This is a genomic window from Corallococcus sp. EGB (assembly GCF_019968905.1).
GTDB lineage: Bacteria > Myxococcota > Myxococcia > Myxococcales > Myxococcaceae > Corallococcus.
Genome location: NZ_CP079946.1, coordinates 6,033,559 through 6,047,246, shown reverse-complemented (window position 1 = coordinate 6,047,246; position 13,688 = coordinate 6,033,559). Strand labels below are relative to the sequence as shown.

The window sequence follows — 13,688 nt, the reverse complement described above, 5'->3', positions numbered from 1 at the left end:
TAACGAGGACCCCTGGAGGACGCCTTAAAGGGCCTTCCACGCCACCAAAAGCTTCGACGCGACGTCCGTCGTGATGAGCGGCAGCACGCCGCCGCCGCCCACGATGTTGACGATCTCCGACATGGACCCACGGCACACACCGCCCCACGCGGGCTGCTTCGCCAGTCCAACAGAGGCATACGCCGAGTAATCCACGAAGAAGGACGTGGGCAGCACCTGGTTCGTTCCGCAGAGCAGGTGGTCCTCAGGCTGCGTGTCCACCACCTCCTGCACCACGAAGCCGCCGCCCTGCGTGTCCGTGGCGGCGTGCTCGCACAGCTGGGCCCACGTCTTGGATTCACCGTAGGCGCCCTTCACGCGCTCCTCGTAGGGCACGGTGCCCACCGAGCGGCCCAGGAACACGGCCTTGCCGCCGTAGTCCCACGCGCGCTTGAGCACGAAGCGGGCGGGCTCCGCCGCGACGCGAGCCACGATGTCGTCCACCTTCGCGCCATCGGGGCCCACGCCGGGTCCGTGGCGGAAGGGACGCGTCCACGGCACCGACGCGCGAACCGCCTCCAGCTCCTCCGGCGTAAGGCCCGCGCGCTCCGCGAGCGCCCCGTCCGTCACCGCCTGCGACAGGAGCGCGAACGTCGTCTTCACCTCCACCTGCGAGGCGGGCGGGTTCAGGAACACGGCCTTCTTGCCCGGGACGACGCCGAGGAAGTCCTCCACCCACGGGGCGGGGTTCTGCTCCAGCCGGCGCACGAAGAGGTGGCGGTAGACCAGGTCGTACTTCTTGCCGTTCACCGTGAAGGCGTCGTCGCCGGACACGTCCTCCGGGTGCACCACGTCCGCGTCCGCGCCGAACTCGCGGAAGCGCTCGCACAGCCAGCGCAGCTCCGTGATCTGCGCGTCGTTCTTGCGGCAGAGCAGCGCCACCGTGTCCGGCAGCTTCCCGTTGCGCTCGGCGGCATAGCCATCCAGGAGCCCGCGGTAGAGCGCCAGCGCGTTGTTGCCGTTGAGCGTGAGCAGCGCGGGGATCGCCTTCTCCGGGTAGCGCAGGTGCCGCGCCACGACTTCGATGAAGGTGCGCGCCGCGATGTCCGAATAGCCCTGCATGGCCGGGATGGTGGCGTTCACCTCCAGCGCCCAGGGCTGGCCGCCGGAGACGAAGTAGTCCACGCGCGTGGTGGCCAGCCTGCGGCTCGCCTCCCAGGTGGACTCGGCCAGGCGGCGCTCCAGCGGAGACAGGGCGCCCAGGAGCACCTCCGCGTCCGGGCCTCCCAGGATGGCGCGCGCCATCTTCATCGTGGCGGAGGCCAGCTTCGCGGACAGCAGCGCGCGGCGCTTGATCTCCTCCGCGTCCAGGATGACCGGCGTGGCGGTGATGGGGATGGGCTGGGTGCTGCCATCCGGCTTCGTCACCGCGAGGCCGCGCTGGTAGGCGGTCCTCGCCAGTTCCGGTCCGAAATAGTGTGCCTGCCTGCGCAGGACATCCATGAGCTCGTGCACGCGCGGGAACCTACGACCCCGGAGGCTCGGGGGTCCACCACGCGAAGCGCGCGCCGCCGGGGGCTTGTGTCCGCCACCTCGCCCTCCATACCAGGGCAGGTGCGTCCCGGCTTGCACCGGGCAGGGGAGGTCGCTTAAAACAACTCAGTTGCTTTTCGAGATTGAGTGGACGTGAGCCGCCTCCATCCCCAGCTCAGCACCCGTCGCTCCCTGCCGCGCCTGTTGGCGCTGCCGTGGGTGCTCGTGTGCGTGTTGGTGTATGTGGGCAGCGTGCTCCACTTCGCGCTCGTGCAGCACACCACGTGCCTGGAGCACGGGGACGTGATGCACGTGAGCGACGTCTCCCATGACAGCCCGTTGGAGGAGGAGCTCTCCTTCGACGACGCGCGCGTGGCGAAGGCGCCGGTGTCGAAGGCCGCTCCCCACGGTGGTGAAGCCCACTGCCACCATGCCTTCTTCCGCCGTGAGGCCCCGCCTCCGGCCGAGTCCGCGCCTGTCCTGGCCGCGGTCTCCACGCGCTCCAGCCCGGCGCTGGCGGTGTTCCGCTTCCACGCGGCGCCCGTCGCGCTGTTGAGGCTCGCGCCCAAGTCGTCGCCGCCGCGCGTCTAGTCTCCGCCGTCGAAGCCCGCCGTCCCGGCTCCAGGTGTTCGCGTGGAGCAGGGTGCGCCGTGGCCACCGGAGTCCGGGTCGTGCGCGTTCCTGTTCGCTGAACGGATCCGCCGCACGCACGTGGATTTCCCCGCCACGCGCAGGGGCGCGCGCTTCGTGCCGCGGTCCCGCCTTCCAGTCCCATCCGGTCCTCCACGGACGCTCCTCTCACGGGAGCGGTGCGCGCGGGGCCATGCGGCTGGAGTTCCCGCAGTCCATCCCCCCGTGTTCCAGGAGTCCCATCATGAAGAAGAAGCTTCTGTCCGCCCTGCTGCTGTCCACCGCCCTCCTCGCCGCCGGTTGCGGTGGTGACGACGCGGAGGAAAACCACGTCGACGAGGAGGGCTGCGAGCACCTGCAGAAGGGCCCCGGCGTCGCCGTCACCGCCGCCGCCAGCGGCGCGGGCCCGGCCGTGAGCAACGACCACAAGCGCTACGACATCGCGCTGGCGGACGTCGCTGGGGGGAAGGGCGGCGCGGTGTCCTTCGCCGTCTCCGATGCCACCGACTACGTCCTCTACACGAGCGCCACTGTGCCGGTGAAGGTCACCAACGGCAGCGGTGTGGCGGTGGAGTTCGAGGAGAGCGCCACCAGCTCCCCGCTCTGCACGGACATCCAGGGCCGCTACGTCGTGCCGCTCACCGTGGGCACGCACACGCTCACCTTCGGGCCTTCGACGCTCTCCTCCGTGTCGCTCGTCATCGAAGAGGCGGGCGCGCACGACCACGACCACGGCTGATCACCCTGTTGCGAAGACGGCCGCTTCCTGGCGGACCGAGAGGCGCCCCATGTCCAAGGTCTCTTCTGGCAGTGCCAGTCCTCTTCTCCCCTGCGACGTGCGCCGCGACGGCGACCGTCTGTTCGACGTGGCCATGTGGTGCCTGGGCCAGGACGTGCGTTGCCCGGACGGCAACGTGCTGCTCCGGTATGGCCTGGTGCGCGAGGCGCGTCCGCCGGGAGTGGAGGGTCAGAGCGCGTATCAGGGGCGGCTCCTGGACGGGGGGCGCCTCACGCTGTGGGGCTTCGGCGCGCTGTGCGAGTCGTGCGGCGCCGCCATCTTCGTGCCGCGCGATGGCTTCGTGCCCCGGTGGGTGGAGGGCGCGTGTGGCAAGGCCTTCCGCGTGGACGATGTGGGCGTCCAGAGGGACGCCGCCACGGGCCCGGAGCGCACGGCGGCGCGGGCGGGGCTCGCGCGGCTGGCGGACTGGCTCGCGGAGTACGAGGCGTGGGTGGCCCGCGACGTCGGCCTGGCCTGGCGGCGCGAGTGCCTGTCGGCGCGGCGCAAGGCATCACCGATTGCAGCAGAAGAGCTGTCCAACGCCTGGAGGCGGCTGGCCGTGCGGGTGCGCGCGACCGACGCCTCCGTCAACACCCATGCCGCTCCACTGGTTGGAGCGTGAGGAGGACACCATGCTGGCACGTCTGTTCCGAGCCGATGTCCCGTCCGTCCACTCCCACGTCGCGTGGGAGGACCTGCCGGACGAAGCCCTTCCCACGCCGCCGCTCATGGACGGATTGGGAGACGCGCACCTTCCCGTGACGACGCGGGTCCCCCTGGCGCAGGCGTACTTTGATCAGGGCCTGCGCCTCCTGCACCTGGGCTGGGCGCTGGAGGCCCGGCGCGCCTTCGCGGAGGCCGCGCGTCAGGATTCATCCCTCGCCATGGCGTGGTGGGGGCTCGCGCTCGCCCGCGGTGCGGGGCAGCGCTTCAGCCCGGACCGCGCGGCGGCCATCCGCAAGGCGCTGACACTGGCGGAGGGCACCACCGACATGGAGCAGCGGCTGGTCGTCGCGGCCAGCCTCCTCGCGGACAAGGGGCCCGCCAATGGCAGACATGCGTTCGTGCGCGAGATGGAGTGCCTCATCGACCGCTTCCCCGAGGAGCCCGAGCCGCGCCTGCTGCTCGCGGGCTTCCTGCTGGACGGGTACGAATCCGACGGGCGTCCCGGACAGGGACAGCCGTACGCGCAGCTGCTCCTGCGCGAGCTGCTGCGCGCGCACCCGCGCCACGCGGGCGTGCACCTGGCCTGGCTGCACGCATGGCTGCCCAGCGCCCGGCCGGAGATGGCGCTGGAGAGCGCGGAAAAGCTGCCGTCGCTCGTGCCCGCGGGAAGTCCCGCGCTGCTCGCCGTCGGACGTCTGCTCCTGCGCCTGGGCAAGGCCTCGGAGGCGAACCGCGTCCTGGAGGCAGCGGTGGCGGCGGACGACGCGTACCTCGCGCGGGAGTCGCTGTCCCTGGAGGTGGCTCCGAGCGCGGACACCGCCCTGCGCCTGCTGAGCGAAGGCTGCGCGGAGGTGGGGCAGTACCGAGGGGCACAGGCCTGGGCGCGCAAGCTGCGGCAGCGCGTGGAGGACTCGGGAGGTCAGCCGCAGGCGGTGCTCTTCGCGGCCACCACGCTCGTCGCCGCGCACCTGCGCTTCGGTTTCAATCGGGCGGCGGCGGAGGTCCCCATGGAGCTCGGGGACAGCGCCACCGTCGCGGAGGCGGGGCTGCGCGACGGCGTGCGCCTCTACACGCGAGGCGTCTGCGCCCTGGAGACGGGCCGGCTGGGCGACGCGGAGCGCGCGTGCGGAGCGCTGGATGCGCTGGTCCTCACCCTGTCGGAGGCGCCGCGTTCGGAGGGGCGCGCGCTGTGTGCTCGCGACGTGGCGCGCACGGTGGAGGTCGCCGCGCAGGAGCTGCGGGGCACGCTGGACGCGCGACGGGGAGACTGCGGCCGGGCGGAGGCCGCGCTCACGCGGGCGCTGCGCCTGGAGCGTCGCCTGCGCCCCGTGGGCCCCGCGCTCTTCTGCCGGCCGCCCCGTGAGACGCTGGCCCGCGTGCGCTTGCGCTCCGGCCGCGAGGAGAAGGCTCTGGAGCTGGCGCTGGAGCGCGCCGGGGAGCGGCCCGGCTGTGGCCACTGCATGCTCCTGGTCGCGGAGGCCCACGTCGCGTGCGAATGCATGTCCGAGGCGGAGCACGACTTCGCCGTGGTCCTGGACCTGTGGCGCGACGCCGACCCGCACCTGCCGGGCCTGCAACGCGCGCGAGGCTTCAAGGCCCGGGGCCACCGGGGCCGGACCGTCGCGCTCCGTAGGGTGCCGGATGCACCGGTGGACACCGCGCACGGCCCTCGGGGCGGGGGAGCGACCTGGACCGTGCACGGACGCTGAGGGGGCACGCCGCCGCGCTTGACGCAGGCGCGGCGTTCACGTCACTTGGGCTGCATCCGCCAAGGAGCCGCCCCATGCCGTCGTTCCGCCTGAAGCCCGAGCAGGCCGCGTTGCTCGTCGTCGACATCCAGGAGCGCCTGTGCGCCGCGATGGAGCGCGACGCCCTGGACCGCATGCTCGCGCGCACCGGCGCCGCCGTGGAGGGCGCGAGGGCCCTGGGGCTGCCCGTCATCGTCACGGAGCAGTACCCGCAGGGGCTGGGCCGTACGCACTCGCTCCTCAAGCTGCGCCTGGGGGACTTCAAGCCGCTGGAGAAGCTGGAATTCTCCGCCGCCACACCAGACGTGCTGGCGCTGCTGGGAGACCGCAAGCAGGTGCTGATCACCGGCATGGAGACGCACATCTGCGTCTTCCAGACAGCACGCGACCTGGCGGACAGCGGACGTGAGCCGTGCCTGCTCGCGGACGCGGTGCTGTCCCGCGCGGAGGAGGACCGCCGCGTGGGCCTGGAGCTGTGCCGCGACGCGGGCGCGCGCATCCTCACCGTGGAGTCGGCCCTGTTCGACATGCTGGGCCGCGCGGGCACGCCCGAGTTCAAGAAGGTCTCCGCCGCCGTCCGCTGAGGAGTCCCGGACGACGGCGGCCCTCTTCGCTCATGCCCTGCGCTGGAAGGGCAGGCGCACCAGGCGCACGAGCATCATCAGCAGCACCAGCACCCCGGACAGGACGGTCTGCGAACCGCCCACCGGGAAGTCGTAGAAGTACGCGAACAGGTATCCACCCGCGCCCGCGATGCCGCCCAGCACGGTCGCCGTGAAGAAGGTCCACGGCAGCCGCAGGTCCAGCACCAGCGCGGCGATGGCCGACAGCGTGGAGAACGCGAAGACGGGCAGGGCGCCCAGCGCCCGCGCGGACACGCCCACCATGATGCCGATGGACACCATCAACACCGTGTCCAGCAGCTTCACCGGCAGCCCCTGCACGGTGGCGCCCACCCGGTCGAAGCTCACGAAGGCGATGCCCCGGAACCACCACAGGTGCAGCGCCATCAGCACCGCGCCCGCCACCGCCACGGCCTGGAGTTGATCGGGCGTCACCAGCACCGCGGTGCCGAAGAGGATGCCCTGGATGTCGTGCGCCTCCTGTGCGATGCGGTCACCCACCAGGATGGCCGCGCCGCCCGCGAAGGCGAACGCGCACCCCAGCAGGCTCTCCCGGGACAGCCGCAGCCGCGCGGGTTCGATCATCAGGAGCAGCGTGGACGCGACCGACAGCACCACCGCGCCCACCAGCGGATCCACGTGCACGCCCAGGTGGATCTCCGCGAAGAAGGCCAGCGCCACGCCCAGGCCCGCGGTGTTCGTCACCGCCGCGCTGACGAACACCATGCGCCGCAGCACGACGTAGACGCTGAGGAAGCCCAGCACGCACCCGGCGATGAGCGCGCAGAGGATGGGGTCTCGGAACAGCTCCCAGCCCGCCTGGAACTGCTCCCACTTCGAGGGTTCAAGCAGGGTTGTTTCCACGGTGGGGTCCCTGGGGCGCGGCGTGGCAGTAGTCGTCGCCGTATTGGCGGCGGAAGGCGGGGTGACAGAACACGGTGCGCGCGTCGCCCATGACGAAGCAGCGGTGCTCGCGGTCCACGAAGAGGATGACGTCGGCGTGCTCGGCGGCGACGGACATGTCGTGGCTCACCACCACCACGCCCAGGCCCCGGTCGTGCGCGAGCGCGCACAGCCGAAGCATCGTCTGCTTCTCCGCCACCGCGTCCATCGCCGCGGTGGGCTCATCCAACAGCACCACGTCCGCCTCGGTCGCGATGACCCGCGCGAGCAGTGCGCGCTGCTTCTCGCCGCCGGACAGGTCGCGGAACGGACGCTTCGCGATGCCGCGAGCGCCCGCCGTGTCGAGCGCCGCCTCCACCTTCTGGCGGTCCGTCTTGCTGGGGACGGGCCGGAGGAAGTTCCACCCGGACAGCCGGCCCCAACTGGTGAGCTCTCGCGCGTGCACGGGCAGCAGCGAGTCGATGGACGACATCTGCGGCACGTACGCGCTGCGGATGTGCGGCCCTGCCAGGCTGATGCGGCCGGAGACCGGAGGAATCAGCCCCAGCAGCGTCTTGAACCAGGTGCTCTTGCCAGAGCCGTTGCGGCCCACCACCGCCACGAACTGGCGGCGGCGCACCACCAGGTCCATGGGCGGCAGGATGTCCTTGCCCCCGTAGCCGATGACCAGCTGCTCGCACTTGAGCAGCGGCTCCCCCGGCTCCGGCGGCGGCACGGCGCGGTGCCCCCGGTCCAGCTCTGTCTCGTGATCACCGTGAGCCACGGCTCACCTCCGCGGTGGGGCTCAGTGCGGCCACCTTCTCCAGCAGCGCGGCGCGCACCGTCTTGTTCGCGGGCGCGTCCAGGTCCACCACGCCGTCGGCGCCCACCGTCACCGCGGACCAGTCCACCGCGTCGAAGAGGGCCGGCGTCAGCTCCAGCTTCAGGCCCAGCGTCACGCGCGGCTCGTTCTCCCGGTCGGACGGGACATCCAGGTCGCCGGTGAGCACGGCCACCGGTGTGGCCTCGTCGCCCGTCATCGCCGCGGTGAAGCGGAAGGGAAGGGCTCCCGCGAAGCGCGCCGGAACGCGGCCATCCCGCACGCGGCCCGTCATGCGCAGGCCCGTGACGGACCAGCGCCCGCGCGACAGCGACGTCTTGCCCAGTTCGCACGCGGGCTCGCAGGTGAGGTCGCGCACCGCGGGCGACAGCAGGTCCAGCTCCGCGTCCACGGGGAGCTTGGCCACCGTGACGGTGCTGCTGCCGCCACCGCCGTTCAGCTCCGCCTCGACGTCCGCGTAGTCCACGAGCGCCCCGTCTTCGCGGTGGCAGTGCCCGCCGTGGCACAGCGTGTAGCCCGGCGGCGGCGAGGACGGATCAAACGTCGTGGAGCCGCCACCGCCGGAGCTGGCCTGCAGGTCGATGCTGCCCAGGCTCACCGCGCCGGCGTCCACGCGCAGCTGGAAGTCGGTCGCGAGCGCCTGGTAGCCATCCCCCGCGTTCCGGCGGGACAGGGGCGTGTACGCGGCCTCGACGGAGGGCTCCAGCACGGCGAAGCCCTCGCCCGCGTCGAACGCGCACCCGGTCAGCAGCGCGACGGGGAGCAGCCAGGCCTTGGAGGGAATGTGCTTCATGGTGTCATTCCCCCTTCCCGGAGAGACCCTTCTCCAGTCGGCCCACCATCAGGTCCATGCGCTGCACGTACGTCTGGCCGGTGCGGAAGTCCGTCCCGCCCGGCAGCGTGACGAGCGCGGCGGGGACCTTGGACGCCACGAGCTTCGCGATGTTGTCCGGGTAGTAGTCCTCCTTGAGGACCAGCTTCACCTGGCTGGACTTGCCCTGCGCCAGCACCTGGGCGACGTGGGACGGGTTCGGCGGGATGCCCGGCTTGGGCTCCAGGAACGCGATCGTCTTGAAGCCCAGCCAGTCCTGCAGGTACGCCGTCGTGCGGTGGTACGCGATGACCGGCACGCCCTTGAGGCCCGCGAGCCGCTTCTCCCAGCCCGCCTGCGCCGTCTGCAGCTCCTGCGTGAACTTCCCGAGGTTGGCCTTGTAGGTGGCGGCGTTCTTCGCATCCAGCTGCGACATGCGCGCCTCGATGGCGACGGCCACCTTCAGGGCCTGCCGCGGATCATAGAGGTAGTGCGGGTTGCCGCCGGGGTGCACGTCGCCCTGGCTGCGGTCCACCTGCCCCGCGGGCACCTCCAGGAGGCTCACGGACCGGGACGCGTCCAGGTAGCCCGGGTTGCCCGTCTGGATGCGGTTGTTGCGCGCGCCCATCTGGAGCGTGGGCAACCAGCCGATCTCCAGGTCCAGGCCCGCGGCGATGAGCAGGTCCGCGCGGTTGAGCGCGAGCGCCAGGTTGGGCTTCGCGTCCACGAAGTGCGGATCCTGAGTGGGCAGCGCGAGCGCGGTGACGTCCGCCTTGTCCCCGCCCACGGCCTTGGCCAGCGCGGCCAGGTCCGGGAGCGTGGCGACGACCTTCAAATCCGCGCGAGCGGGAACGGCGGTGAGACTGACGACTGCGGCGCAAAGGGCCGCGAACAGGCGAAGGGAACGCATGGAAGGGCTCCGGAAGAAGAGGTCAGAACGCATGGGCACCGTGGGCGCCAGTCACGACTTCAAAGGCGAGGAAGGCCGAGTAGTCCGGCGACTCACGCCAGCCCACGCGGTCCGTGGCGGCCTGCAGGCGCAGGCGGGAGAACTCCGTGGGCCAGAACGTCACCGCCGCGGTGATGCGCTGGCGGTTGGAGATCCACTCGGGGTCCAGCGGATCCGTCGCGATGCGGCCCTCCTGCGTCTTCGCGGGCGAGCCGAACTCGTAGCGCAGGCCCGTGGCCCAGCGGTTGGAGAAGCGCCACACCGTCTGCGCGTAGCCGCCCCAGTCGGACAGCACGTCCTCCGGCACCTGCCTGCGGCGGTAGAGCACCTCCGCCTGGAGCACCAGTTGCTGCGCGCTCTGTGACGTGATGGGCCGGAACTTCAAGTACAGGTCCGTGCCATAGATGGTGCTGTGGTTGCGGTAGCCCGTGTCATTGGGGCCCGTGGCGGCGGACAGGCCCCACATGAGCGACAGGTCGTCCGACAGCGGGAAGAACTGCTTCACCGCGCCCGTCAGCTGGAAGTCCAGCGGGGACAGCACGCGCTCGGCGGAGGCGCCGAAGAAGCTGCGCGCGGTGGCCTCGCCGGTCGCGTCCGTGGCGCTGCCAATGACCTCCACGTACCAGGGCAGTGGCGTGAGCCACGAACCCTCCACGCCCAGGCCCCGGTTGCCCTCCGCGCCGAAGTAGCGGCTCATCACGAAGGGCTGATCCACGAAGTCCCACGCGTGCGGGTGCGTGGCGTTGATGCGCCCGAAGCGCGTGAGGAACTGGCCCGCGCGCACCTGGAGGTTCGCCGGCAGGTCCAGCGTGGTGACGTAGGCCTCCTCGATTTCGACGCCGAACTGGCTGAAGACGATGTTGCTGTCGAAGCGGAAGTACGGGTCCACCACCGAACCGATGGACAGCTCCAACTGCTGGAGGTTGAAGCCGTTCCTCGTCGGGTCGTGCCCGCCGCCCTGCAGCGGCTCCTTGCTGGAGAATGCCGCCAGGGCCATGTCCAGGATGAAGCTCAGGTTGAGGAAGTTGGTGCCGCCGGAGATGGCGTTGGGCAGCTTGAGCGGCGTCGTGCCGGAGTCATTCGTCGCGGTGGGCGACGCCGGTGACGTGTCGCCGGATGGACGCGCGCGCGTGCTCGTGTCCGTGCCCAGCGCCCTCTCGATCTCCGCCATCTCCTCGGGGCTCAGCGCCGGTGCCTCCTCTGGAGATTGAGGCGCGGCCGGGGCGGGGGCGTCAGCGGGAGGAGGGGACGCGGTGGAGGGAGGGGTGGACTGCTGGGCCCAAGCGGCACTCGCGGACAGCTGCGCTGCAAGCACGACGGCGAGGGCGCGGGGATTCCTGCGCGGATGGGATGACACGGATGTGGGCTCCTCGAAACCAGCCGTTCGTGGAGCGCATACCCGCGCGCCACGTAACGAACATCGACCTGATGACCTGCTTCACGGACACGACACGCGGAACTACGCGTGCGTCGGAGGCGAGGCCTTGGGCGCGGTGTCGAGGACAGCGAGCGGCGTGAAGGAGCGCGGCGGCGCGGTGGCGGGGTGGTTGCTCTCCACGCACGCCGAAGCGAGGGCGAACACCCCGGCGAAGAGGGCCTCCACCTGCGGGGCGGCCGTGAGCAGCGGGCACGTCTCGTGGTTGAGGCCCGGCGCGTCCGCCACGGCGGGCGGGACGGACGCGACGACGGGGGCGCGCTCGGTGAAGCGGGCCAGCGCCGGATTCGCTCTCCGCGCGTCCTCCTCGAACGTCTGGTGCTGCGGACAGAACCGGTGCGCGTGCTGCTCCACGTGCAGCGCCAGGCCCAGCGGCTGGGCACCCCAGAGCGCGATGAGCAGCATCGCGGTGAGACGGGCAAGGCTGTGGGCGCGCGAGAGCATCACAGGGTCCCGGCTGGCTTACTGTCGGCCCCCAGGAGTGTCAAGGCAGGCAGGGTGCATCCGTCTCCTGGGACTCCCAGCCTCGGACGATGAAGCGGCGCGGCGATTTAACATCGGCACTCGGACCTCCGTCGGGGGCATGCCGCCGAAACAGGACGACACGGGAGCTGTGTTTTCATTCCGGACGTGCCTCCGCGCCGCATCGGTTAGGTTGGGCGCGCATCACCGTCATGTCCCTTCGCGCCAGGAGTTCCGCCGCCCGTGCCTCCCTCCCGCTCCCGCCTCCGCGCCCCCGCCGCCAAGGCCCCGGCCCCTCGCGCCGCGCGCCCCGACTCCGCCGCCATGGCCCGGGCGGTCCGCGACTTCCTCACCGCCGCGGGGCTCGACCTCCAGGACGTGAACCTGGTGGACACACCCACGCGCGTGGCCGACGTGTGGGCCCATGGCTTCCTCGACGGCTACGGACGCACGCCCGAGGAGGCGCTCGGGAAGACCTACCCCGCGCCCGCGGACTCGTCGGGAGAGCTGGTGGTGGTGACGGACCTGCGCTTCCACTCCATGTGTCCGCACCACCTGCTGCCCTTCACCGGCCGCGCGCACGTGGCCTACGTGCCGGGGACGCGCGTGGTGGGCTTCGGACGCATTGGCGCGCTCGTGGACTGCTTCGCGCACCGGCTCATCCTCCAGGAAGACCTGGCGCGGCAGGTGGCGCGCTCGCTTGCTCGGGTGCTGGACAGCCCCGCCACCGCCTGCATCCTGGAGGCGGAGCAGGCGTGCCTGCGACTGAGGGCGGATCACCAGCGCGACGCCGTCACCCACGCGGAGGCCTATGAAGGGCGCCTGCGCCGCGACGGCCCCCTGCGCCGCGAGCTGTGGGCCCGCCTCGCGGCACGTCCAGGTCTGGCGACGACGAGGTCCCCGCGATGAACCCCGCCGCCCAGGCCTTCGAACGGGTGGCGCCCGAGCGCGTCGCGAAGGTGCTGGAGGCCCTGGCGGGCGTGCTGTCCGAAGGCCAGGTGAAGCGCGACGCGGACGCGCTCGACGCCTACTCGCGCGACGAGTCCGACAGCGGCGTGTACCGGCCCGACGCGGTCCTCCTGCCGGAGAACACCGCGCAGGTGTCCGCCATCTTCAAGGCGTGCCAGATGCACGGCGTGCCCTTCACCCCCTGCGGCGCGCGCAGCGGCAAGAGCGGCGGTTCGCTGCCCCTCAAGGGCGGCATGGCGGTGAGCCTGGAGCGCATGAACAGAATCCGCTCCATCTCCAAGGAGGACCTCATCGCGGTGGTGGAGCCCGGCGTGGTGACGGGCGACCTGATGAAGGCGGTGGAGGCGCAAGGGCTCTTCTATCCGCCGGATCCGAACTCCTGGGAGTTCTGCACGCTGGGCGGCAACGTGGCGGAGAACGCCGGCGGCCCGCGCGCCCTGAAGTATGGCGTCACGCGCGACTACGTCATCGGCCTGGAGTGGGTGATGCCGGACGGTGAGGTGCTGCGCGTGGGCCGGCGCACCATCAAGGGCGTGGCCGGCTACGACCTGGTGGGGCTGTTCGTCGGCTCCGAGGGTACGCTCGGCGTGGCCACCGAAATCACGGTGCAGCTCATCCCACTTCCCCGCCAGGTGATGACCGCGCTGGTGGTGTTCCCCTCCGTGCTGGACGCGGCGCGCGGCGTCTCCGCGGTGCTCGCCGCCGGCATCCTGCCGCGCTGCCTGGAGCTCATCGACGAGGTCGCCGTCCAGGCCATCGTGCACCGGGGCAGCTTCCAGTTCCCTCCGGACGCGGGCGCCGCCCTCATCGCCGAGGTCGACGGCAACACGTCCGAAGGCGTCTTCGCGGAGCTTCAGCTGTTGGGGGACATCTGCAACCAGCACGGGGCCACCCAGACCCTGGTGGCCCAGGACGATGGTCAGCGCGAGAAGCTCTGGGCCGCCCGGCGGGTCATCTCCCCGGCCCTGCGCGCGCTCAAGCCCGCGAAGATCTCCGAGGACATCGTGGTCCCCCGCTCGAAAATTCCCGACATCATCGAGCGGCTGAAGCGGATGGGCGAGGAGCTGGGGCTCACCGTGGCCACGTATGGCCACGCGGGCGACGGCAACCTGCACGCCAACATCCTGTACGAAGGTCCCGCCCAGCGTCCCCTTGTCGATGAGGCGCTGAAGCGCATGCTGGTGCTCACCGTGGAGCTGGGAGGCACCATCACCGGCGAGCACGGCGTGGGGCACGCGAAGCGGGAATATCTGGCGCTGGAGCAGTCGCCGGAGCTGCTCGCGCTGCAGCGCCGTCTGAAGACCTTTTTTGATCCATCAGGCCTGCTCAACCCGGAGAAAATCTTCCCCGCGCTCAAGCGTTGAAGCCTTCGTGGCCGGAAA

At 71.3% G+C, this 13,688-nt stretch carries 14 protein-coding genes; 7 read left to right on the top strand and 7 right to left on the bottom strand.

The genetic code is table 11. The features are described from left to right. Positions 1 to 24: 24 nt before the first annotated feature. On the bottom strand, positions 25 to 1,482 hold the full coding sequence (locus KYK13_RS24850) for a hypothetical protein (protein ID WP_370645442.1): 1,458 nt from the start codon (positions 1,480 to 1,482) through the stop codon (positions 25 to 27). 177 nt (positions 1,483 to 1,659) lie between these two features. Between KYK13_RS24850 and KYK13_RS24845 the strand changes: the two genes are divergently transcribed. From KYK13_RS24845 to KYK13_RS24825, 5 genes are all read left to right on the top strand, one after another. After that, positions 1,660 to 2,103: a hypothetical protein gene (locus KYK13_RS24845; protein ID WP_370645157.1), complete on the top strand. Its 444-nt coding sequence runs from the start codon at positions 1,660 to 1,662 to the stop codon at positions 2,101 to 2,103. Positions 2,104 to 2,386: 283 nt separating this feature from the next. Continuing rightward, positions 2,387 to 2,881 (top strand): hypothetical protein, encoded by a 495-nt coding sequence (locus tag KYK13_RS24840; RefSeq protein ID WP_223634158.1) that lies wholly within the window; start codon positions 2,387 to 2,389, stop codon positions 2,879 to 2,881. A gap of 49 nt (positions 2,882 to 2,930) precedes the next feature. Next, entirely contained in the window at positions 2,931 to 3,542 is a 612-nt protein-coding gene (locus tag KYK13_RS24835; protein ID WP_223634156.1) for a hypothetical protein, read from the top strand. Between the two features lie 10 nt (positions 3,543 to 3,552). Next, on the top strand, positions 3,553 to 5,295 hold the full coding sequence (locus KYK13_RS24830) for a hypothetical protein (protein ID WP_223634154.1): 1,743 nt from the start codon (positions 3,553 to 3,555) through the stop codon (positions 5,293 to 5,295). 74 nt (positions 5,296 to 5,369) lie between these two features. Then, a complete protein-coding gene (locus KYK13_RS24825) occupies positions 5,370 to 5,918 on the top strand; it encodes an isochorismatase family protein (protein WP_223634151.1) in 549 nt (182 codons plus the stop codon). A 30-nt stretch (positions 5,919 to 5,948) separates the two neighbouring features. Here the strand turns inward: KYK13_RS24825 and KYK13_RS24820 are convergent, their stop codons facing one another. The 6 genes from KYK13_RS24820 to KYK13_RS24795 all read right to left on the bottom strand — a co-directional run bounded on the left by KYK13_RS24820 (position 5,949) and on the right by KYK13_RS24795 (position 11,319). Continuing rightward, positions 5,949 to 6,821 carry a metal ABC transporter permease gene (locus KYK13_RS24820; protein WP_223634148.1) on the bottom strand — a complete coding sequence of 291 codons (873 nt, stop codon included), beginning with the start codon at positions 6,819 to 6,821 and terminating at the stop codon, positions 5,949 to 5,951. Next, positions 6,802 to 7,623 (bottom strand): metal ABC transporter ATP-binding protein, encoded by an 822-nt coding sequence (locus KYK13_RS24815; protein WP_370645156.1) that lies wholly within the window; start codon positions 7,621 to 7,623, stop codon positions 6,802 to 6,804. The genes KYK13_RS24820 and KYK13_RS24815 overlap by 20 nt, the downstream gene beginning before the upstream one ends. Beyond that, the gene (locus KYK13_RS24810) at positions 7,610 to 8,473 is read right to left on the bottom strand and encodes a hypothetical protein (RefSeq protein ID WP_223634145.1); all 864 of its coding nucleotides are present in this window, start codon (positions 8,471 to 8,473) and stop codon (positions 7,610 to 7,612) included. Before KYK13_RS24810 ends, KYK13_RS24815 begins: the two co-directional genes overlap by 14 nt. Before the next feature lie 4 nt (positions 8,474 to 8,477). Then, the gene (locus KYK13_RS24805; protein WP_223634142.1) at positions 8,478 to 9,401 is read right to left on the bottom strand and encodes a metal ABC transporter substrate-binding protein; all 924 of its coding nucleotides are present in this window, start codon (positions 9,399 to 9,401) and stop codon (positions 8,478 to 8,480) included. A gap of 22 nt (positions 9,402 to 9,423) precedes the next feature. Continuing rightward, positions 9,424 to 10,797 (bottom strand): zinc-regulated TonB-dependent outer membrane receptor, encoded by a 1,374-nt coding sequence (locus KYK13_RS24800; RefSeq protein WP_223634139.1) that lies wholly within the window; start codon positions 10,795 to 10,797, stop codon positions 9,424 to 9,426. Between the two features lie 102 nt (positions 10,798 to 10,899). Then, complete coding sequence (locus KYK13_RS24795) at positions 10,900 to 11,319, bottom strand: hypothetical protein (protein ID WP_223634136.1); 420 nt, start codon at positions 11,317 to 11,319, stop codon at positions 10,900 to 10,902. 342 nt (positions 11,320 to 11,661) lie between these two features. Here KYK13_RS24795 and folE point away from each other — a divergent pair, with 342 nt between their 5' ends. Together folE and KYK13_RS24785 are read left to right on the top strand one after the other, a co-directional pair. Next, positions 11,662 to 12,246, top strand: coding sequence for a GTP cyclohydrolase I (gene folE, locus KYK13_RS24790; protein ID WP_370645441.1), 585 nt, complete (start codon positions 11,662 to 11,664; stop codon positions 12,244 to 12,246). Next, entirely contained in the window at positions 12,243 to 13,670 is a 1,428-nt protein-coding gene (locus KYK13_RS24785; RefSeq protein ID WP_223634131.1) for an FAD-binding oxidoreductase, read from the top strand. The genes folE and KYK13_RS24785 overlap by 4 nt, the downstream gene beginning before the upstream one ends. Positions 13,671 to 13,688: the final 18 nt, after the last annotated feature.